At 37.5% G+C, this 22,036-nt stretch carries 19 protein-coding genes and 1 other annotated feature; of the genes, 10 read left to right on the forward strand and 9 right to left on the reverse strand.

Annotation, left to right across the window (positions count from 1 at the left end; genetic code table 11):
- Window positions 1–89: 89 nt before the first annotated feature.
- The 3 genes from MHB39_RS17250 to MHB39_RS17260 are packed head-to-tail and all read right to left on the reverse strand — an operon-like array spanning window position 90 to window position 4,152.
- Window positions 90–1,301 (reverse strand): amidohydrolase, encoded by a 1,212-nt coding sequence (locus MHB39_RS17250; protein WP_342544695.1) that lies wholly within the window; start codon window positions 1,299–1,301, stop codon window positions 90–92.
- Window positions 1,298–2,548 carry an amidohydrolase family protein gene (locus tag MHB39_RS17255; RefSeq protein WP_066038087.1) on the reverse strand — a complete coding sequence of 417 codons (1,251 nt, stop codon included), beginning with the start codon at window positions 2,546–2,548 and terminating at the stop codon, window positions 1,298–1,300. The genes MHB39_RS17250 and MHB39_RS17255 overlap by 4 nt, the downstream gene beginning before the upstream one ends.
- A gap of 44 nt (window positions 2,549–2,592) precedes the next feature.
- Window positions 2,593–4,152: a glutathione ABC transporter substrate-binding protein gene (locus MHB39_RS17260; RefSeq protein ID WP_342544696.1), complete on the reverse strand. Its 1,560-nt coding sequence runs from the start codon at window positions 4,150–4,152 to the stop codon at window positions 2,593–2,595.
- A 182-nt stretch (window positions 4,153–4,334) separates the two neighbouring features.
- On the opposite strand from MHB39_RS17260, the gene MHB39_RS17265 reads away from it, so the two are divergent.
- The 7 genes from MHB39_RS17265 to MHB39_RS17295 are packed head-to-tail and all read left to right on the forward strand — an operon-like array spanning window position 4,335 to window position 10,822.
- Complete coding sequence (locus tag MHB39_RS17265) at window positions 4,335–5,237, forward strand: ABC transporter permease (protein ID WP_016992565.1); 903 nt, start codon at window positions 4,335–4,337, stop codon at window positions 5,235–5,237.
- Between the two features lie 14 nt (window positions 5,238–5,251).
- A complete protein-coding gene (nikB, locus tag MHB39_RS17270) occupies window positions 5,252–6,172 on the forward strand; it encodes a nickel ABC transporter permease (protein ID WP_016992563.1) in 921 nt (306 codons plus the stop codon).
- Window positions 6,173–6,187: 15 nt separating this feature from the next.
- Window positions 6,188–7,201 (forward strand): ABC transporter ATP-binding protein, encoded by a 1,014-nt coding sequence (locus MHB39_RS17275; RefSeq protein ID WP_016992562.1) that lies wholly within the window; start codon window positions 6,188–6,190, stop codon window positions 7,199–7,201.
- Window positions 7,198–8,190, forward strand: coding sequence for a dipeptide ABC transporter ATP-binding protein (locus MHB39_RS17280; RefSeq protein WP_258860395.1), 993 nt, complete (start codon window positions 7,198–7,200; stop codon window positions 8,188–8,190). The genes MHB39_RS17275 and MHB39_RS17280 overlap by 4 nt, the downstream gene beginning before the upstream one ends.
- Window positions 8,191–8,227: 37 nt before the next feature.
- Window positions 8,228–8,968, forward strand: a complete 741-nt coding sequence (locus tag MHB39_RS17285) for a histidine kinase (RefSeq protein WP_342544699.1) — start codon at window positions 8,228–8,230, stop codon at window positions 8,966–8,968.
- A 38-nt stretch (window positions 8,969–9,006) separates the two neighbouring features.
- Window positions 9,007–9,705, forward strand: coding sequence for a response regulator (locus MHB39_RS17290; RefSeq protein ID WP_016992558.1), 699 nt, complete (start codon window positions 9,007–9,009; stop codon window positions 9,703–9,705).
- A gap of 4 nt (window positions 9,706–9,709) precedes the next feature.
- Entirely contained in the window at window positions 9,710–10,822 is a 1,113-nt protein-coding gene (locus MHB39_RS17295) for a permease (protein WP_342544701.1), read from the forward strand.
- 37 nt (window positions 10,823–10,859) lie between these two features.
- Here the strand turns inward: MHB39_RS17295 and MHB39_RS17300 are convergent, their stop codons facing one another.
- Window positions 10,860–11,795, reverse strand: coding sequence for a DUF4181 domain-containing protein (locus MHB39_RS17300; RefSeq protein ID WP_312123748.1), 936 nt, complete (start codon window positions 11,793–11,795; stop codon window positions 10,860–10,862).
- Window positions 11,782–12,303, reverse strand: coding sequence for a sigma-70 family RNA polymerase sigma factor (locus MHB39_RS17305; RefSeq protein ID WP_016992555.1), 522 nt, complete (start codon window positions 12,301–12,303; stop codon window positions 11,782–11,784). The genes MHB39_RS17300 and MHB39_RS17305 overlap by 14 nt, the downstream gene beginning before the upstream one ends.
- A 375-nt stretch (window positions 12,304–12,678) precedes the next feature.
- Here MHB39_RS17305 and MHB39_RS17310 point away from each other — a divergent pair, with 375 nt between their 5' ends.
- Entirely contained in the window at window positions 12,679–13,860 is a 1,182-nt protein-coding gene (locus MHB39_RS17310) for a nucleoside transporter C-terminal domain-containing protein (RefSeq protein WP_036078450.1), read from the forward strand.
- A 125-nt stretch (window positions 13,861–13,985) separates the two neighbouring features.
- On the opposite strand, the gene leuS is transcribed toward MHB39_RS17310, so the two are convergent.
- From leuS to MHB39_RS17330, 4 genes are all read right to left on the reverse strand, one after another.
- A complete protein-coding gene (leuS, locus tag MHB39_RS17315) occupies window positions 13,986–16,403 on the reverse strand; it encodes a leucine--tRNA ligase (RefSeq protein ID WP_036078453.1) in 2,418 nt (805 codons plus the stop codon).
- A gap of 86 nt (window positions 16,404–16,489) precedes the next feature.
- Window positions 16,490–16,700 (reverse strand) — a binding site (T-box leader).
- A gap of 65 nt (window positions 16,701–16,765) precedes the next feature.
- The gene (gene sulP, locus MHB39_RS17320; protein WP_258860399.1) at window positions 16,766–18,508 is read right to left on the reverse strand and encodes a sulfate permease; all 1,743 of its coding nucleotides are present in this window, start codon (window positions 18,506–18,508) and stop codon (window positions 16,766–16,768) included.
- 56 nt (window positions 18,509–18,564) lie between these two features.
- Complete coding sequence (locus tag MHB39_RS17325) at window positions 18,565–18,912, reverse strand: metalloregulator ArsR/SmtB family transcription factor (RefSeq protein WP_026023572.1); 348 nt, start codon at window positions 18,910–18,912, stop codon at window positions 18,565–18,567.
- A gap of 147 nt (window positions 18,913–19,059) precedes the next feature.
- Window positions 19,060–20,238 carry an MFS transporter gene (locus MHB39_RS17330; protein ID WP_016995609.1) on the reverse strand — a complete coding sequence of 393 codons (1,179 nt, stop codon included), beginning with the start codon at window positions 20,236–20,238 and terminating at the stop codon, window positions 19,060–19,062.
- Between the two features lie 225 nt (window positions 20,239–20,463).
- On the opposite strand from MHB39_RS17330, the gene MHB39_RS17335 reads away from it, so the two are divergent.
- Both MHB39_RS17335 and MHB39_RS17340 read left to right on the forward strand, forming a co-directional pair.
- The gene (locus MHB39_RS17335; protein ID WP_036078458.1) at window positions 20,464–21,420 is read left to right on the forward strand and encodes a TIGR01212 family radical SAM protein; all 957 of its coding nucleotides are present in this window, start codon (window positions 20,464–20,466) and stop codon (window positions 21,418–21,420) included.
- Window positions 21,417–21,992: a class I SAM-dependent methyltransferase gene (locus MHB39_RS17340; protein WP_016994479.1), complete on the forward strand. Its 576-nt coding sequence runs from the start codon at window positions 21,417–21,419 to the stop codon at window positions 21,990–21,992. The genes MHB39_RS17335 and MHB39_RS17340 overlap by 4 nt, the downstream gene beginning before the upstream one ends.
- The last annotated feature ends 44 nt before the right edge of the window (window positions 21,993–22,036 follow it).

The raw sequence follows: 22,036 nt of genomic DNA on the forward strand, positions 1-22,036 counted from the left end.
TTCATCTTTTCTATTAAAACATAAGTATAGCAAACTAGAAATTTTCTAGTTTGCTATGTTATCTAAATAAGGGGGATTTAGATTGATACTTAGTTAATAAACTTACCTTTAGACATAACCACTCGGTTGGATGGTTTACGTGCAATAACTTCAGCGCTTGAAACTGCGTCAAAGAATACAAAACTTGCTTCATCTTTCACATTCGGCCAGACCTTCTGACCATTTGCATCTAATGGCGTGACACCACTTGTAATATATTTTAATGTTTGTCGAATAGAGCGTTCGTCAAGTTTACGAGAAATGTCTGCAAAAGTAGTCGCTTTTTCTAAAATATCTCCTGAGCCATTAGGACTCCAAGAATCATAAAAGCCGTCACAACCAAAGTGGACATCCACACCGTGCTCTGATAGTAATTCAATCGGTGGAATTAATCGTCGCAAATCAAATGGCACCGTTGACATTATTTTTACTTGTTGTTGTGCTAAACGATCTGCAATTTTATGTTGCTCCATGATTGATACATCACCAAGTGAAAAGGCATGACTTATTGCCGTTCTCCCCTGATATTTGGCATCCTCCACGATGTCTATCCATTTATCGATTGTATAATACCCAACATGTCCACCATCATGTAAATGAATATCGACATCAACATTAAATTCCTGTGCAATATCCATCACTTCATAAAGAGAAGGCTCGATCGAGTTATCGATGCCAGCTGGATCTAGGCCGCCAATCATCGTCGCTCCATTGCGTAAAGCTTCACGCAATAATTTAGGGACATCATCTCTTAGTAGACCATGCTGTGGAAAGGCAATGACTTCTGATGTCACGACATCTTTATAATCGTCCAATGCCGCTAGTACACCTTCTAAATTTTTTAATCCAATGTATGGATCGATATTGACATGTGTACGAATATGATTCGCACCATTCTTAAGGATTTTTTCAATCATTGCAGCCGCACGTTGTTTACCTGTTGTAGCAAGTACGGATAACTCTTGTGCTTCACGATCAAGTCGTTCCTTTAAATTCTTTACGGGCACACAAGCCTTCCACGGTAAAGATAAGTATGTTTTATCTAAATGATTATGCATTTCCTTAAAGGCAGGTAATAGCAGCTTCCCTTTCATATCTGTGACTTCGTTTTGAGAATCGATTGCGTCTGTTGCGGGTACAATTTGCGAAATGAAGCCATCTGTAATTTCAAGGTGAAAAAGCTCCACTTTCGTTCCAACTGTATCATTTTCCTTTAGATATTCTCCTGTTTCAAGTAGAACATTTGTAAGCCAGTGCTTCATCTGAATTCTCCTTTCAACTCTCCTACATCCTGTTGGTGAATCATTTTGCCTTGTGAAATGACCGTAGTAATTGGGCATCTTCTTGCTATCACATGGGCAGTGCTCACGCCATCCACTAACAGCATATTCGCTTTATCACCAACTTGTGGCCAAACACGTTCTCCTACATCATTCAATGGTGTGATACCGCCAGAGGCGTATTTCCAAGCTCGACTTAATGAATATTCATCAATAAAACGGAATCTCTCCGCCATGACATTTAATTTCATAATCGTATTACCAGTACCATATGGTGACCAATGATCTGTTAAGCTATCATGTCCCACAGATACCTTTACACCATTGTTATAAAGATAAGGAATTGGTATTGTCGAACGGTTCAAATCGATTGGTACAGTTGTTGTTACATCCATTTGTACCTCAGCCATGGCTTGAACTAAATTTTCTAAACGTGACTGTTCTAAATCAGCAAGTGCCATCGCATGGCTAATTGTGACTTGACCTTCTTTTTTCGCCTGTTTCGTTAACTCAATCAGTTTATAAAATTCAAATTCGCCTAGCGTGTTCGCTGTGTGAATATGAATATCGATCCCTGCATTATAGTCTTGTGCAATACCCATCGTTGTTTGCAATGACTTTTCGATATTGCGATCTACAATGGATGGGTCAACGCCTCCAACAAGCGTTGCTCCCATCGCCATTGCCTCACGGATTAGTCCCTCTACATTGGAGCGTAATAAGCCATGCTGTGGAAAGGCTACAATATCATAGGTGATTTGATCTTGATAGTTTGCTAAAACCTGTTTTGTAATTTCAATATGCTTTGTCCCAATTTGTGGGTCAACATTACAATGTGAACGAATATGTGTGTGTCCTTGGGAAATGAGCCACTTCACCATTTCCTCTGCTCGATAAGCAGCTGTCGGCAATTGTTTAGGTAGTAGTGTTCTTTCTTCTTCAATGCGTGTTAAAATCCCTTTAGTAATGGGTCTTGGTGCCTGCCATTCTCCGCCGAAATACGTTTTATCAATATGAATATGCATTTCACGGAATGAAGGGACTAATAGTTGCTGTTGTGCATCTATTACTTCTACATCTTCATCAGCCACTATATCCTTATCTACTTGTTGAACATGTCCATCTTCGATTAGAACATCATAAATACCTGTACGAGTAGCAACAATGTGTTCATTTTCGCGCTCATATGCTTCTTCTAATCTCACATTTTTCAGCAATAGTTTACTCATAGTTTCCTCCCAATTGGTATTTTTTCGTCTATCACCAAATTTGATTACTCTACAATTTCAACGCCACTGATCATCGTGTAGTTAGATGCATCTAACCAGAAACCTTTTACAGCATTGCTGTAAACTGCTAAATGCTCATAGTTACGCACTGGAATATACACAGCTTCGTCTAACTCGATTTGCATTGCTTTTTTGTAGATTTCATTACGTGCCTCTTGGTTTGCTTCAGAACGCCCTTGCTCAATTAGCTTGTCTACTTCTGGATTTGAATAGTAGAAATGGTTTCCTGGAGGCCCCATAGATGCAGTGTGGAATAGATTGTATTGGTTATAATCAGCATCACCCGTTGCATTACCCCAACCACTAATAAAGATTTGATGCTGTTCTTTCGTAATTTCAGAAATAAATGCACCATACTCCATTACTTGAATATCAACATCTAATCCGATTCCTTTTAATTGAGATTGAATAACCTCCGCCATGTTGATACGCTCTTTACGGTCACTTGTCAGTAATTTAACTTTTGTTCCCTCTTGAACGCCAGCTTCTTTTAACAATTCTTTAGCCTTCACTACATCATAGTCATACGGTTTCGTTTCACTAGAATATCCAATAATTTTTGGACTCATTGCAGAATTTGCAAGTGTTCCTACATTATCATAAATACCGCTAATAATTGCTTCACGGTCGACAGCATAGCTAATAGCTTGACGTACTTTTACATCAGATAATAACGTATCTTTCACGTTGAAGCCGATAAATTCTACTGCTAGTCCTTCTGCACGGAATAAATTCATCGTTGAAGAATTTTCAATACGATCAATCTCTGTTACAGGTACTTGTTCAGCAATATGTGCTTCTCCACTTTCAATCATTGCTAGACGAGTAGAATCCTCTGGTACAACTTTAAATGTTACTTTATCTACTTTCGGTACAGTCCCCCAATAATCTTTATTCGAAATTAAAGTGATTTCTTGACCAGATTTCCAAGTTTCAAATACAAATGGGCCTGTCCCTACTGGATGAGTTGCTAATTCGTCCGCTGCTTCAGCAATTGCTTTAGGGCTCATCATACTACCCTCTTGACTTGCTAAAATAGAAAGAAGTGGAGCATACGGTTCTTTTAACTTCAACGTTACAACATACTCATCATCTACTACTACTTCATTAATCATCGATAATTTATCACGCTGTGGTGATCCAGTTGCAGGATCTAGAATTCGGTCAAATGTCGCTTTTACAGCTTCTGCATTAAAATCTGCTCCATCATGGAATTTAATGCCTTCATTCAATGTAAATGTCCATGTGACTTCATCTTTTTGCTCCCACTCTTTTGCGAGTAATGGAACAATTTTACGATCTCTATCAAAAGCGACAAGTGTTTCATATACCTTGCCATGAATAATATTCGCTGATGGAATATCTGTAATAAAATGAGGGTCAAGACTTGTCGCATCTGCTGCTCTTAGAACGACTAATTCTCCTCCTACGCTTTTTGATCCTTCTTTGGAACCCTCCGTACTATTATTGCTAGCGGTAGAGCATGCTTGCAGGATAAGTACAGTCATTAGTGCTAGGAATAAAAACAACTTCATTTTCTTCATCAACATTTCCTCCTTGTGTGATTTGTTCCTTACATTTCGAATTATAAAGAAATAAAATTCACTTGTTTTTTAAAATATTTACGTGTTTTTTAAATTTTCTGACTAATAAGCCATAAAATATTTACATTCTTTACGCTTTTCACTAAATTGAAATCAAATCAAATAGAAAAGGAGTATTCGATATGAATAAAGTAACAACTACTATCGATCATTCTGTTTTAGTGAATGCACGCAAGGCATCTAGAAAAAAGAATCTTGTTTCTTTCCTAAACAAAATCAAGAAAAATAAAGCAGCTGTCGCAGGAGGCATCATCATTCTTCTATATATATTGATGTTTCTGATTGGGCCCATATTAGCCCCTTATGATCCATACGACGTACAGTTAGATCAAAAATTACAAGGGCCAAGTTTTGATCATCTAATGGGAACAGACGACAAAGGGCGAGATATTTTAAGCCGTATTTTATATGGATCACGTTTATCCATTGGTGTTGGTATTTCAGCTGTTTTATTCGGTGGTACAATCGGTACCTTCTTAGGCCTTATTTCTGGCTATTATGGCAAATGGGTTGATTCTATTATTAGTCGAATTTTAGATATCATGCTTGCCTTCCCGGGTATTTTACTAGCTTTAGCTATTGTCAGTGCATTGGGGCCAAGCCTTATCAATGTCACAATTGCTGTTGGTTTTTTCTCTATTCCTATGTTTGCTCGTATTGTACGTGGCTCAACAATGGAAGTTAAAAAATTAGAATATATCGATGCAGTCAAAACACTTGGAGCAAATGATATGACCATTCTAATCAAGCATATTTTTCCAAATATTTTATCACCCATTATTGTACAAGCATCCATGCGCTTAGCAACAGCTATTCTATCTGCAGCAGGTCTATCATTCTTAGGTTTAGGTGCTCAGCCACCATCTCCTGAATGGGGTGCCATGCTTTCGAACGGACGTGATTTCCTATTTACTGCTCCTTATATGGCGCTATTCCCAGGTATTATGATTTCTATACTCGTATTAGGCTTTAACTTATTTGGTGATGGTTTACGCGATGCACTAGATCCAAGAATGAAAAATTAAAGGAGAGAAGACACATGACATTATTTATCTTAAAACGACTAGCTCAAATTATTCCTGTGACACTTGGTGTAACGCTTGTTGTTTTTCTAATTATGCAGATGATTCCTGGGGACCCAGCGATTATTTTAGCAGGAGAAGGAGCTTCTCAAGAAACAGTTGCAGAATTACGCGAGAATTTAGGGCTCAATAAACCATTAGCAGTTCAATATACAGACTATATTAAAAATCTTCTACAAGGAGATATGGGTAACTCTTTAAAAAATAATCAACCAGTATTCGAGGAAATCACCTCCCGATTACCAATTACAATAGAGCTAGCCTTTTATAGTATTTTAATTACCATTGTTCTGGGGCTTATTGCTGGTATTATCTCTGCTATCCGTCCTTATTCGTTTATGGATGTAGGCTTAATGGTTGTCGCTTTATTAGGAATTTCCCTTCCAAGTTTCTGGTTAGGAATTTTATTAATGTATGTATTCTCTGTACAGTTACACTGGCTTCCTGTAGCAGGCTGGGATAGTGCCAAACATATTATTCTACCAGCTATCACACTTGGTGCTGGTGGAGCTGCTATCGTCGCTCGTATGACTCGCTCTAGTATGTTAGAGGTTGTAAATCAAGACTATATACGAACAGCGAAAGCAAAAGGCTTAAAAGGGTACATCATCATTTTAAAGCACGCATTACGCAATGCCTTGATTCCAGTTATTACAGTAGTAGGCTTACAGTTTGGTAGTTTACTTGGCGGAACAGTTTTAGTTGAATCTGTTTTCGCTGTAAACGGATTAGGACGAATGATTGTAGATGCCATTCGAACACGTGATATACCAGTCGTACAAGGTGGCGTACTTGTTGCCTCATTAATATTTGTTTTCATTAATCTTTTTGTAGACATTTTGTATCGATTCTTTAATAAACGAATGGATTTAAACTAAGGAGGGGAAAAACGGATGAAACAAGAAAACGTGTTGGAAGTAAAAAATTTACAAACCTATTTTTATTCGAGTGAAGGGGTTGCCAAAGCTGTAGATGGGGTGTCCTTTACTCTTAAAAAAGGAGAAACACTGGGCATTGTTGGTGAATCTGGTTGTGGGAAATCCATGACTTCGCTGTCATTACTTCGTTTAGTACCGTCGCCTCCTGGTAAAATCATCAATGGCGAAATTTTATTAAATAATACTGACATCTTGAAGCTCTCAGATGAAGAGTTACGTAAAATTCGGGGCAATAAAATATCGATGATTTTCCAAGAGCCTATGACAAGCTTAAATCCTGTATTATCCGTTGGAGAGCAAATTGCTGAATCCATTCGATTGCACCAAGGCTTATCACGTAAAGAAGCATGGCAAAAGGCTGTCGATATGATTCGCCTAGTTGGGATTCCTGCACCAGAAAAAAGAGCGAAGCAGGAGCCTTATCAGTTAAGTGGTGGGATGCGACAACGCATTATGATTGCCATGGCACTAGCCTGTACACCAGATGTGTTAATTGCTGACGAACCGACAACTGCTTTAGATGTAACCATTCAAGCCCAAATTATTGATATTATTCAAAACCTGCAAAAACAATTAGGCATGAGCATTATCTTCATTACCCATGATCTAGGTGTTGTAGCAGAAATTTGCGATAAGATTGCCGTTATGTATGCAGGTCAGGTTGTAGAAGAAGGCACAACAGAAAGTCTTTTTGAAAAACCGTTACACCCTTATACAAACGGATTAATTCAATCATTACCAAAGCTATACGAAGACCAAGAAGAACTATCTACTATTCACGGAACTGTCCCAAGTCCCTATAATTACCCAATTGGCTGCCGTTATGCAGAACGTTGTCCATTTGCTACAGATTTATGTCGTGACCAACAGCCAGAACTTTTGACTGTCGAGCAAGGAAAAAAGGTAAGATGCTGGATGTACAGTAATGAATGGCAAGGAGAAACACTTATGAAGGAGCTGACAGTATGACAACAGCACAACACACCCAACCACTATTACAAGTAAATGATTTAAAGCAGCATTTTTTCTTAAAAAAAGAAAAGCTTTTCGGTCCACAGCAAGTTGTAAAAGCTGTGGATGGTGTTTCTTTCGATATCATGCCTGGTGAGACACTCAGCATTGTTGGAGAATCTGGCTGTGGTAAATCAACGACTGGTCGTTCTATTTTAAGATTAGATGAGCCTACTGCTGGAGAGGTATTGTTATTTGGTAAAAGTTTAGTGAATATGAACAAAAAAGAGCTTCGTGCTGCACGCAAGGACATTCAAATTATTTTCCAAGATCCCTATGCATCCCTTAACCCACGAAGAACCATTCGTAAAATGTTAACAGAGGCCATGTCTATTCAAAAAATTGTACCACCTGAGCAGCAAGAAGCACGCATGCTCGAATTAATGTCCCTTGTTGGGTTACGTCCTGAGTACTTAGAGCGTTATCCACATGAATTTTCTGGTGGTCAGCGTCAGCGGATTGGCATTGCAAGAGCCCTTGCTGTTAATCCTAAAATTATTATTTGTGATGAGTCTGTTTCTGCCCTAGATGTTTCCATTCAAGCTCAAATACTCAATTTACTGAAGCAACTACAACGAGATTTAGATTTAACCTTTTTATTTATCTCACACGATTTAAGTGTTGTTCGACATATTTCAGACCGTATTATGGTGATGTATCTTGGAAAGGTTGTAGAAATTGCTGATAAGCATTCCCTTTTCACACAGCCACATCATCCTTATACAAAAGCACTATTTTCTTCTATACCAGTCATTGATAAGCAGCATCGTAAGGAGCGCATTATTTTAAAAGGTGACCTACCATCACCTCTTAATCCTCCTACTGGCTGTAGCTTTCACACACGTTGCCCATTCGCAACAGATAAATGTAAAGCAGAAGTGCCAGCTTTACGAGCGATCACTGCAACACATAAGGTAGCTTGCCATTTCGCAGAAAATTTAGTTTAATGTATCTTACACTTATAAAATAATCGGAGAGGTCATTATGTTACAACCAGAAACCTTCAACATATATATTCTCCTATGTGTAATTGCTCCAATTATTGGAGCTTTTCTGCTTACTTTTATCTTTATTTTCGAAAAGCAAATCGATAGCCTTGAGGAGGAAAAAAGAAATTTAGAGCTTGAGCAGGATTTACAAAGAGCGAATATTCTCCAGTTGAATCAGCAAATACAGCCACATTTCTTTTTTAATGCATTAAATTCATTATTAAGCCTAGCTCGCATCAATCGAAAGGAAGATTTGGTTGCGGGCATTGAGGCTTTGGCAACATTTTTTAAATTTAAATACAATAATCACGAGGTGTTAATTGCGTTAAAGAACGAGGTCCAATTTGTCGATAGTTATTTAAATATTCAACAATTGCGATTTGGCCATCGTTTGACTGTAAATAAATATATTGATGATGAAGCTCTATCTGTCCAAATACCTCCATTTATTCTGCAGACCATTATTGAAAATGCATATAAACATAGCTTTGAAAAACATATAGGACCTGCAGAGCTTTCCATTATAATCAAAAAAATGGAAACTAGCTTATTAATTGAAATTAAAAATACACAGCCATTAGAAAAAATTGAACAGGTAGTAGACGAATTGCAGCAAGGTTATGGTCTCGAAAATATTAGAAAACGACTTGAGCTCATTTATGGGCTTGAAAATATTTTATTCTCGATTCAAAACAATGAACAGCATTACACTGTTACAATCCATGTTCCCGCATAGGCTTTCTATCAACTGGAAGGAGAAAGGAGAATCTCACCATGAATATTTTAATCGCAGATGATGAGCCATTAGAGCTTGAGCAAATGATTTATTTATTAAAGCCACATTTTCCAAATTGGACCTTCCATACTGCCCAAGATGCCTCACAGGCTCTGCAATTAGCTAAAAAGCATCGTATGACTATCGCCTTTTTGGATATTCAAATGCCTGGGAAAGATGGTATCTCGTTGAGCAAGGAATTAAAAGCGCTTTATGAGGTAGACATCATCATGGTAACAGCTTATCAAACCTTTGAATATGCCCAACAGGCATTGCGTATCGGGGTAAAGGATTATCTTACAAAACCGGTCATTGCAAGTGAATTAGATGCTATCGTGGAGAAATATAAGGTGTGGAGTTCTAACCATGATGCGATTCAAAGCGCACTTTCCTATATTCATGAAAACTATTATGAAAAACTAAGTCTCAATATTATTGCTGAAAAAATTCATTTGAATCCGAGCTATTTAAGTCGTAAATTTTTGGAGGAGCAGTCTATTGGCATTAATGAGTATATTAATAATTATCGCTTAGAAATGGCCGTAAAGAAAATCAATGAAAATCTAGACACAAGTATGTCTGCGATTGCTGAGAGCTGTGGTTTTAATAGTCAGCACTATTTTAGTGTTGCGTTTAAGAAAAAATACAATCAATCACCACGTCAATATAAATCCTCTAAAATGAGTAAAGGTCTTTAATCGTATGTTAAGGAAATTAGCAACAGCTCTTTCGTTTATTATACTTGGCTCATTGCTGAATAAGAGCGATTACACACAAAATCAGCATACACAAAGTTTTTTGCTCTTTACCATACAGCGTAAATTGTCTGGTATGAATTTAAAGGTTATACGGCTATTTTACCTGCTGACAGGTATTGAAATTTGGCTTATTCAATTAATAAGCATTAGTGTATTATCTGAAATAATGTTAAATATTCCAGTGCCTATTACACTTTTTTTCTTTTTAATCGGCATCTTATTTCTTGATCGCATCATGTCAGTGAAAAGTATACTCTGGTTGGAAATTTTATTTATTATTGCTCTTTTTTCACTACTTATTTTTATCCCTATTTATTACTTTGTTCAAAATGGGGCAAACACTGTATATGAGGGGATTCGCTTATATCACCCTTATTTATTTTATTTTAAAAATAGCGAAATTCTGCTATTCTATGTCATTATTCAACTAGCCGTTTTAGGACAAGTATTTTTTGATAAATCGACATGGTATTTAATTGCCTTTATAAAACCTAAAAAAGTACGCCGCAGTCTGTTTTCCTCAGGTTTAATTTTAGCGTTATTAACGCTATCATTTACAGCGATTTTAATGATTGCCCTATACAGCGGATCATTTGGCCAGTTCCAAGTATTGATTTTTACGTTTTTATATGAAGTGCAGCCAGGCTTCCTTACATTTGCTTTTCTCGTCATTGTCCTATTAGCCATTGTCACAACCTTGCTTGTAGACATGCGGGCAACGAAACGTTTTTTTGTGACGAAAAGACCCTATTATTTCTATTTGATTGGTCTGATGATAATTTTATTTACCTGTTTCTTATCTATCGATTTAACGATTTTAGGTGTTATTTATTCTTTTGCCTTCCTGCACATTACCATGTTACCGTTTATGTTAATCCTTTTATTTACGAATCGCCATATTCATAAACATAGCTGGCTTGTCATTTTTCTATCCATCATCATTGGAATTGGTATTGGTTTAAGCTTTAATACGCTATATGGTTTAGCTACCAGCTTTATCATATCAAGTATTTATCAATTAATGCTTCAGACTGAAACGATAGAAAAAAATACCTGAACTCGAGATTATTTCGGGTTCAGGTTTATACGTTTATTTAACTGATATAAAAGAAGAATAGGATGAGTGATAGCAATCCAACAATGGCCGAACTAATGGAAAGATAATGTCTTTTTTCCTCTCGACCATAGTAATAGTCAATAAATATAGAGCTGAAAAGGATGACCGCTAAATATCCTCCAATGATAACAGTAAATAAAATCCACCCTTTAATTACGATCACCAGAAGCATAATGATATTCAACATTTTAATAGCCCAAACAGCACGTCGATGTCCACTATTAACATATTCCTTTGGTATATTAAATTTTTTCCTCATTAGTTTATCGACAAGCATTTGGATAGCTATGATAAAAACTAGCATAACGAGTAAACCTGACATTCCAAATTTAGCATCATCATTGAGAGCAAGATCTATATAAGCCTTTGCCAGATCTTTATTTTCTACTTTGTAAGATGATTTGTTGTTATAATCAACAATTATGATATACTCTTCGCCGATGAACATTTTTAGCTTAATTATCTGCCCCTTTTCAAACTCTACCCAGACATCACGTTGTAATCTAAATCGAATATCCTCATTCATATGCGTCATAGTAGCTTGCTGTAATAATTGTTGTAAAAGCTCTTTTTCTGAACTTTGCTCCATTAATTGCTGACCAATAACCCACCCAGGTCTCCCAGCCTTAAAAATCTCCTCATCCGAATTGTAAATCATTGTATATTTTTTTATTGATTGCTGCTGTGCTAATTGAACAATTGAAGCATGTTGCGTTTGCTCTATCTGCCCTAATGGACCGATTTCTATTATTAATAGAAACATGATGATCGTGCCTACGATGATCAATGGATAAGACCAGCGTTTTGCTTTTTTTTCATGTTGCACTTGCCGTAAAATATCCTCCTGTAAGGATTCCGTAAATCGTGGTGCTTCGCCAAGTTCTTGATCCAATTTTTCTTTAAAAGCTGTCATCCATTAACACCTCCCACTCACTAGTCGCTAATTTCTCCTGTAACATTTTCCTTGCCCGATGCAATCTGGTTTTAACTGTATTTTCTGCACATGTAAGAATATCTGCAATTTCTCTAACCTTTAATTCTTGATAATAATAAAGAATGACGACTTCTCTATAAGTAATAGGTAGCTCAAATAACGCATTCGTTAATGTTTTCCGCTCATCCTGTGCTATTAACATCGTTTCCGGTGTCCGTTTACTTGCCCCAATATGTAATTTTTCCAATAGCAGATGGCGTTTATTTTTCCAACTTCGTAGATAATCATGGCTTTTATGTACCGTGATTTTAACTAAATAGGTCTTTAGAGATGCTCTATGTTCAAAGCGATCCTGCTGCCGATAATAAGAAAAAAAGACATCTTGTACAATTTCTTCAGCAATTGCCCAGTCCTTTACATAAAGATAAGCCACTCGTAAGCAATATTCTCCGTGTTCTTCCATAATGGCTACTAAATGCTCACTCACCCAAACACCTCCTCTAAACATTCACCCTATAGTCGTCATTCGATCTTAGTTGGTTTCAAAAAAAATCAAAAAGTTTCATGAACACGATCGTCATAAATTGAGAAAAACTTCACACAATAAAAGAGTATTTTATAATGAATTATTCTGGCAACCTTAATTATGAATAGTCACTCCTAAAGAAATAATGTACATTTTTAGACTGAATTTATTTGTATGCTGTGTTGCATACTTTTTTTCTATTATCTATTGAATACCTAGCGAAAAAACTGTTATAGTGAGATTGTTTGTCTGACGTCTGACTAATTAAGATCTTTAGCTGTTCTTCTGAAATTGGAACATCAGGACAAAATATCACAGATACTTATGGAGGAACTTATGAGATACTTAATATCCTTTTGTGGATTGTTACTTGTTTTTGCCTTAGCTTTATTAATGAGTAAAAACAAAAAAGAAATAAAATATAAATATATAGTGATTATGTTGATCATCCAATTTTTATTGGCAGCTTTACTACTCAATACAACGGTTGGCTATGTGCTAATTAAAGGAATCACCAAAGTATTTGATCACTTATTGTCCTATGCAAATGCGGGTATATCATTTGTTTTTGGAGGCTTAGCAAATGAAGGAGAATCACCCTTCTTTTTAGCTGTTTTATTACCGATCGTCTTTATATCTGTTCTGATTGGGATCTTGCAGCATTTTAAAATACTTCCTTTTTTAATGAAATGGGTAGGTTTATTTTTAAGTAAAGTAAGTGGCATGGGGAAATTGGAATCCTATAATGCTGTTGCTTCTGCTATGGTTGGCCAATCTGAAGTATTCATCACTGTTAAAAAGCAATTAGATAAGATTGCACCACAACGTATGTATACGTTATGCGCTTCTGCTATGTCGACTGTTTCGATGTCAGTAGTTGGTGCTTATATGACGATGATTGAGCCAAAGTATGTCGTAACGGCCATTGTATTAAACCTGTTTGGCGGATTTATTATTGTTTCTATCATTAATCCATATACTGTGGATGAAAAAGAAGATATCTTAACGATTGAAGATGAACAGAAGCAAGCGTTCTTTCAAATGATTGGCGAATATATTATGGATGGCTTTAAAGTAGCCATCATTGTTGGAGCAATGCTTATTGGTTTCGTTGCATTAATGGATTTAATCAATTCATTATTCGATATGATTATTGGTATATCCTTCCAAGAAATATTAGGCTATATCTTTGCGCCAATCGCTTTCCTAATGGGTATTCCATGGGCAGATGCTGTGGCTGCTGGCGGTATTATGGCAACTAAATTAGTAACGAATGAATTCGTTGCCATGATTAACCTTGGCGACGTCTCAGCGTCCATGAGTGAACGTACACTAGGCATTATTTCTGTATTCCTTGTATCCTTTGCCAACTTTTCATCCATCGGTATTATTTCGGGTGCTGTAAAAGGTTTGAATGAAAGACAAGGTAATGTCGTTGCCCGCTTTGGCTTAAAGTTGTTGTACGGTGCTACACTCGTAAGTATCCTAACAGCTATTATTGTGGGATTGATTATTTAAATTGTATTGAACTGCACTCAGTTAGATGGGTGCAGTCCTTATTTTATCGCTTATATAACGCCAAATTAAAAAATGTACATTACTAAAATTGAATTTAGTAATGTACATTTTTACTTTATAGCTCTTTATTTTACGACAATATTGACAAGTTTGCCTGGAATAACGATGATTTTCACTAAGCTCTTTCCTGCCATATATTCTTGAACCTTTTCATCAGCAAGTGCTACTTTTTCGATGTCCTCTTTTGACGCATCTTTTGCTACAACGATCTTCGCACGTACTTTACCAGCAACCTGTACAGCAATTTCGACTTCATCATCCACAAGCTTTGCTTCATCATAGGTTGGCCATTGCTCGTAAGAAAGTGTTGAATTGTGACCTAATAGTTGCCATAGTTCTTCTGCAATATGCGGAGCGATTGGTGCAAGCATTTTCACAAAGCCTTCAGCATAAGCCGTTGGAATCACATCAGCTTTATAGCAATCATTAATAAAGACCATCATTTGTGAAATAGCTGTGTTAAAGCGGATGCCTTCATAATCCTCTGTCACTTTTTTCACTGTTTGGTGGTATGATTTTTCAAGTGATTGATCGTTAGACACTTGGATTTTTGCTGAAATTGCGCCATCTTCTTCATTGACAAATAGACGCCAGATACGGTCTAAGAAGCGGCGTGCTCCATCTAAGCCATTTGTAGACCATGCAACAGAAGCCTCTAGTGGGCCCATGAACATTTCATATAAGCGTAATGTATCGGCACCATGTGACGTAATGATTTCATCTGGGTTGACGACATTGCCCTTAGATTTAGACATTTTCTCGTTACCTTCACCTAGAATCATTCCCTGGTTAAATAATTTTTGGAATGGCTCTTTTGTATGAACAACGCCTAAATCATATAGAACTTTATGCCAGAAGCGAGCGTATAGTAAATGCAATACTGCATGCTCCGCACCACCAATATATATATCAACTGGTAACCAGCGTTTTAGTAACTCTGGGTCTGCAATTGCCTCTGTGTTTGTCGGGTCGATATAGCGTAGGAAGTACCAGCTCGAACCTGCCCACTGCGGCATTGTATTTGTTTCACGACGTCCTTTTTTACCTGTCTCTGGATCGACAACATTTACCCATTCTTCAATATTTGCTAATGGTGATTCACCTGTACCTGATGGTCGGATATTATCTGTTTTTGGTAGCATTAATGGTAATTCTGATTCTGGAACTGGCGTAATTGTGCCATCTTCCCAATGAATCATTGGAATTGGTTCTCCCCAATAACGTTGACGGGAGAATAACCAGTCACGTAGACGATAAGAAATTTTCTTCTCCCCTACACCTTTTTCCTCTAACCATTCAATGGCTTTCGCAATGCCATCTGCTTTATTTAAGCCATTAAGGAATTCAGAGTTAATATGTTGACCATCACCTGTAAATGCTTCTTTGCTGATGTCTCCACCTTCAAGTACAGGAACGATGTCTAAGCCAAATTCAGTTGCGAATTCATAGTCGCGTTCATCATGTGCTGGCACCGCCATAATAGCACCTGTACCATAAGACACTAACACATAATCAGCAATCCAAATCGGCACTTTTTTACCGTTTATCGGATTTACTGCATAAGCACCTGTAAATACGCCTGTTTTTTCTTTCGCTAAATCTGTACGCTCTAGATCAGATTTCATTTTAACTTTCTCTAAATAAGCCTCAACAGCTTGGCGTTGGTCAGCTGTTGTAATTTGTTCCACTAATTTATGCTCTGGTGCAAGCACACAGTATGTAGCACCAAACAATGTATCAGGGCGTGTTGTGAAAACTGTGAAGTTTTGATCAGAACCGTCAATGGCAAATGTCACTTCAGCCCCTTCTGAACGGCCAATCCAATTGCGTTGCATATCTTTAATAGACTCAGGCCAATCAACTTCTTCTAAGTCATCGATTAAACGATCAGCATAGGCTGTAATTTTAAGCATCCATTGCTTCATTGGTCTGCGTTCTACAGGATGACCACCACGCTCTGATTTCCCATCAATTACTTCTTCGTTCGCTAATACCGTGCCAAGTGCTGGACACCAGTTAACAGCTACTTCATCCACATAAGCTAAGCCTTTTTTATAAAGCTGGATAAAAATCCATTGTGTCCATTTATAATACTCTGGATCCGTTGTGTTAATTTCACGATCCCAATCATAGCTAAAGCCTAGCTCTTGAATTTGACGTTTAAATGTCGCAATATTTTTAGCTGTAAATTCAGCCGGATCATTCCCTGTATCGAGTGCATATTGCTCAGCTGGTAAACCAAAAGCATCCCAGCCCATTGGATGAAGTACATTATAGCCTTGCATACGTTTAAAGCGTGATAGAATATCAGTTGCCGTATACCCCTCTGGATGGCCAACATGAAGTCCTGCGCCAGATGGATATGGGAACATATCTAATGCATAAAATTTAGGCTTTGCTGTTTCATTTTCAGTTTTAAATGTTTTGTTATCAGCCCAATATCGCTGCCACTTTTTTTCAATTTGTTCATGATTAAAACTCATTTCTTTTCCTCCTTCGATTGATCGTGTTGCTCTCCATCATAATTGACAAAATATTTAAAAAATAAAAAAACTCGCCCCTTTCTTATAGAAGGGACGAGAGAATTTGTACTCCCGCGGTACCACCCAAATTAGTGATTACACTCGGCTCAAGCTTCCTTAACGCGGAAGAAACGACACACGCTGTTTCACGCGGGCAGACTCAGAAGGCGAGTTCAATTTGCATTCTTACTAGCTCCCACCAACCGCTAGCTCTCTAAAAAGAACCACAAATCTACTATTCCTCATCACAGTCTTTACATGATATTGCATTTATTCTAATGGAAAGTATTGAAAAGCACAAGCCTTTGTTTACAGCTTACCCATTACTGAACAATTAAATCCTTTTCTCCCTTAGACTTTGATAAATCCTGACATTCATGAAAAGCAAAATGCTGACAACCAATACATTGATTGGCGTTCAAATAATGGAAAGCTTTTGTAATCGCTTCTCCTGTATGCTGAAAAAAATGTTGCGCGCCTATTTTATCGTAAAGACCATTGTGTTCAAGAGCATCCTGTAAATCACCTTGCACACCTGTTACCAAGATAGTACCGCCCTGTGCTTTATAATTTTCTATGATATTGTTAAAATATGCTTCTCCAGTAGAATCCATAAAGGGCACTTTCCCCATCCGTAATATCAAAACTCTTGGTTGCTGATGCAAAGTACTTTCAATTGTTTGTTCAAACATTTGTGCAGCGCCAAAAAACAACGGCCCTTCAATTGTGTACATACTAATCTGCGGGCAATCATGCTGCTGATGCACTACATGTGGCTGTACCTTCTCACTTTTATTTGAATGATCCGGAAGTACTTTTGTAACAACAAGCTTTTCACTCATACGTTTCGCAAATAATAGCACAGCCAGCACAAGCCCTACCTCAACTGCTAATGTAAGACTAGTGAATACCGTTAATAAAAAGGTAATCAATAATACCAGTGAGTCGCCTGATTTTAATTTTACGATATGTGAAAAATGATGTCGTTCACTCATATTCCAAGCTACGACCATCAGTACCGGAGCCATGCTTGCTAACGGAATATGAGATGCATATGGAGCTAATAACAATAATGTGATTAGAACAAACACACCATGAATGATACCCGACATAGGGGATACTGCGCCTGTTTTGATATTGGTCGCTGTGCGTGCAATGGCGCCTGTTGCTGGAATACCACCGAATAAAGGCGTCACAATATTAGCAATCCCCTGCCCAATTAGCTCACGATTACTGTTATGCTTACTATTTGTCATCCCATCCGCCACCACTGCCGATAATAGAGACTCAATACCACCTAGCATTGCAATAACAAACGCTGGACCAATAAGTTGTTGTAATCGTTCGAGCGTGATATTCGGTAAGGCGAAATGAGGTAATGTATTAGGAATTTGACCATAAGCCGTTGCAATGGTAGCAACTTGTCCTGAAAAGAGGAAAGTTGCCATAAGTGTAGAGACAACAATACCCGCTAATGCTCCAGGAACCTTTGGAAAAAACTTTGGTGTTATCACTATTGTCACCAAGCATACGACAGCAGTAAGAATACTATACGTATTTGTCGTACCTAGCTGCTTAATGATTTCCTGTATGTTGGCGATAAAATATTCATGCCTTTTAACATTTGTCAGCCCTAGAAAGTTAGCGATTTGACCTGTAAAAATAATCACTGCTATCCCTGCTGTAAAGCCAACTGTTACAGGTCGTGGAATAAACTTAATTAAAGTCCCTAGCTTAAAAAAGCCCATGATACAAAGCAATACCCCTGCCATTAAACCCGCAAGTAATAAATCTTCATAGCCATAGGTAAGAACAATCCCCAATAGAATTGGCACAAACGCCCCCGTAGGCCCACCTATTTGATATTTAGAACCTCCAAAAAGAGAAATAAGAATACCTGCAATGCAAGCCGTATAAATCCCATATTCAGGTTTCACACCTGATGCGATGGCAAAGGACATGGCAAGTGGAATAGCAACGATTCCGACAATAATCCCTGACAATAAATCCTTTTTTACATGATGAACTGAATACCCTTCAAAGCGTCCTGTAAACAGTGACTTCATAGATAAATCTTCCCTTCGAAATAATACGCAAAGCCCAATTTTTCATCATCATTGATTTACTTATTCTCTTCGTCACCTTCATTATTTGTCATTTCCTCTAATCTCGAAATGGTATGAACCAAATGGTTATTAAAAATATCCTTTGCCACCCCAAGTAATGCACCAATCATTGGGTCACTTAAAGAATAATAAACTTTTTTTCCTTCCTTCACCCCATAAACAATATTTTTAGCACGCAATACACTTAATTGCTGAGAAACAGCGGAACCCTCTTTCTCTAAGCAATCTTGAATCTCATTGACACTTTTCTGACCATCTACAAGGAGTTCAAGTATTCTGATGCGTAACGGATGTGCTAATGCTTTGAAAAAATCCGCTTTAAACTGTTGTAAGCCCTCTTCCATAAAAAAACCCCTCCATATAACTACATATTCAAATATTTGAATATGTATGATTGTAATCCTGTCACAGCAATTTTTCAATATCTACTATAAAAAAAGAACAAAATCAAGTGACTTGACACTCGATTTTGCTCTTTGATTGCAACATTATTAATCTGCTACTATTTTGTTCTTCTTTAAAGGATAATCGTATGTTAAACATGGAATAATCGCCAATAGTACGATGACCACCAATGTTAAAACGAGAGGAATCATGCCAAATTGATCTACCATAATACCACCAAATAGTGGACCAATCATCCGTCCTCCAGTAGCAGCACTATTGATAATCCCCTGATAGAATCCTTGTCGACCTTTTGGTGCCAATTGATTAGCAATCGTTGGTAATGCTGGCGTATAAAACATTTCGCCAAATGTTAAGACAAGCATCGCTGCTCCAAACATTTTAAAATCGTTTGCAAAGGCAATAATGCCAAAGGAAAGAGCAATCAGCGTTACACCAAATACTAATTGACGTTTTAAATTGTGTTCCCATCGCTTTACGAGCGGTGCAATGAGTGGTTGCCCAATGACAATTAGAAGACCATTTATTGTCCAAAGTAGGCTATATTGCTTTAATCCTAACCCTAAATCTTGTGTATAGGATGAAATGGTTGCACTCCATTGAGAATATGCTAGCCAGCATAAAACGGAGGATGCACTAATTATTAACAAAGCATAAAAAGGTGCCTTGTTTACGATTCGTTTACTTTCGCTCAAGACATTTTTAGGTGCAATACTGCCCACTTCCAAACGCTTAAATGTAAATAAGGCAATGAAAAAGAATAAAATATACATACCTAAATTCACTTTAAACACATAGTCAAATTGATAATCTGCCACAATACCGGCAAGGGCAGGACCTACGGCAACACCGACATTTTGTGCTAAATAGATAGTATTAAAAGCCTTACGTCCACCTTCTGGCCAGGCAGCCCCAGCTAAGGCAAACATACCTGGGAAAACAATGCCTCCACTAAAGCCTAGTATCGTTAAAAACCACACATAATGTGGCCAGCCGTGCCAAATTGTTAAGCCAATTAATGAAGCAATCGTTAACAGGATGCCAAGCATAATAGCTTTATAGCCACCAATTCTATCAAATAAGTAACCACCTAATAGATTACCTAATACTCCAGCAGCAGAATTCAGCATTAAGACAAAACCAGCCATTGCTAAAGATTTGCCTAAATAATCATGCATATAAATGGCATTCAAAGGCCATAAAAAAGAGTTGCCTGTTGTGTTCACAAGCATTCCGATAATTAAAAACCAAACACGTTTTGGCATAGGATGACCTCCATTATTTCGCTTCTCTAAATAGTTAGTGTATGCTGAAATACTTAAAAGCACAAGGAAAATAATTTTACCTTTTTTTCAAGACTTCTACCCTATTTTCAGTCGTTTTTATTTTTGTTTCTTACCATTTTTCTGCATCCATAACATGATAATACCCTTCCCCCATGACGGAACGAAAAGCACATGATAGAATAGAGCGTTAGAGGAGTGAAATAAATGACAGAGACAAATTTTCCTTTTCCCTCAGAGGGGAAAAGATACTATACATGGAATCGCTATTTACGTGACCAATTTGGTCATAAAGTATTTAAAGTGGCGTTAGATGCAGGCTTTGATTGCCCTAACCGTGACGGCACAGTCGCTTTTGGTGGCTGTACATTTTGTAGTGCTGCAGGTTCCGGTGATTTTGCTGGCAATAAGGTAGATCCAATTGATGTACAATTTGCTGAAATCCGAGACAAAATGCATCAGAAATGGAAGGATGGCAAATACATGGCTTATTTCCAAGCCTACACAAATACACATGCCCCGCTGCCAGTTTTAAAAGAAAAATTTGAAGCAGCTTTGGCGCAAGAAGGTGTAGTAGGTCTTTCTATTGCTACTCGTCCTGATTGTTTACCAGATGATGTTGTCGAATATTTAGCGGAATTAAATGAGCGAACATATTTATGGATTGAGCTTGGTCTTCAAACGGTGCATGAGAAAACTGCCAATCTTATTAATCGCGCCCATGATTATGCAACGTATGTGGAAGGCGTTGAAAAATTGCGTAAGCATGGCATTCGAGTTTGCTCACATATCATTAACGGATTGCCTCTCGAAGACTATGACATGATGATGGAAACGGCACGCGCAGTTGCACAATTAGATGTCCAAGGCATTAAAATCCACTTACTTCATCTATTAAAAGGAACGCCTATGGTGAAGCAATATGAAAAAGGTATGTTAGAATTTTTAGACCAAGATGTGTATACAAAACTAGTAGCAGACCAATTAGAAATCCTGCCACCTGAAATGGTCATTCATCGTATTACAGGCGATGGACCGATTGATTTAATGATTGGACCAATGTGGAGTGTCAATAAATGGGAAGTTTTGAATGGTATTGACGCTGAGCTTGAACGTCGAGGTAGTTGGCAAGGGAAGTTGTATAAGGCAGAGGTTACGAAATGAAATTACAACGTGTTTTACAATATGCCCAGCAGTTATTAAAAGATAGTATAGAAGAGGGAGATACGGCTGTTGATGCGACTGCAGGAAACGGTCATGACACATTATTTCTGGCACAGCTTGTTGGGGATGAAGGACAAGTTTATGCCTTTGATGTCCAAAAAGAGGCGGTTGATGCGACACTCCTTCGACTTTTAGATCATGGTTTAGAACATCGGGCAGTCGTTTTAAATAAAGGGCATGAGGAAGTCATGCAATATGTACACAAGCCAGTAGCTGCAGCTATCTTCAATCTCGGCTATTTACCTGGCAGCAACCATGATATTATTACAAGGCCTCATACAACAATCCAAGCTATTGAAAATATATTAAAGCTCTTAAAAGTGGGAGGATTGATTGTTCTTGTTATTTATCATGGTCATCCAGGTGGAAAAGAAGAACGTGATAAGGTCATTGATTATGTAAGTCAACTTCCGCAAAAATATGTCCATGTCTTAAAATATGCATTTCTTAATCAACAAAATGATCCGCCTTTCGTCATTGCATTAGAAAAAATGAAAGAATACCCTATTTAATAGTATTGTTGAGGACAAGCTAAAAGGCGACCAACTAGTAAACT

This window comes from Lysinibacillus sp. FSL K6-4013, assembly GCF_038630435.1.
Lineage (GTDB): Bacteria > Bacillota > Bacilli > Bacillales_A > Planococcaceae > Lysinibacillus > Lysinibacillus boronitolerans.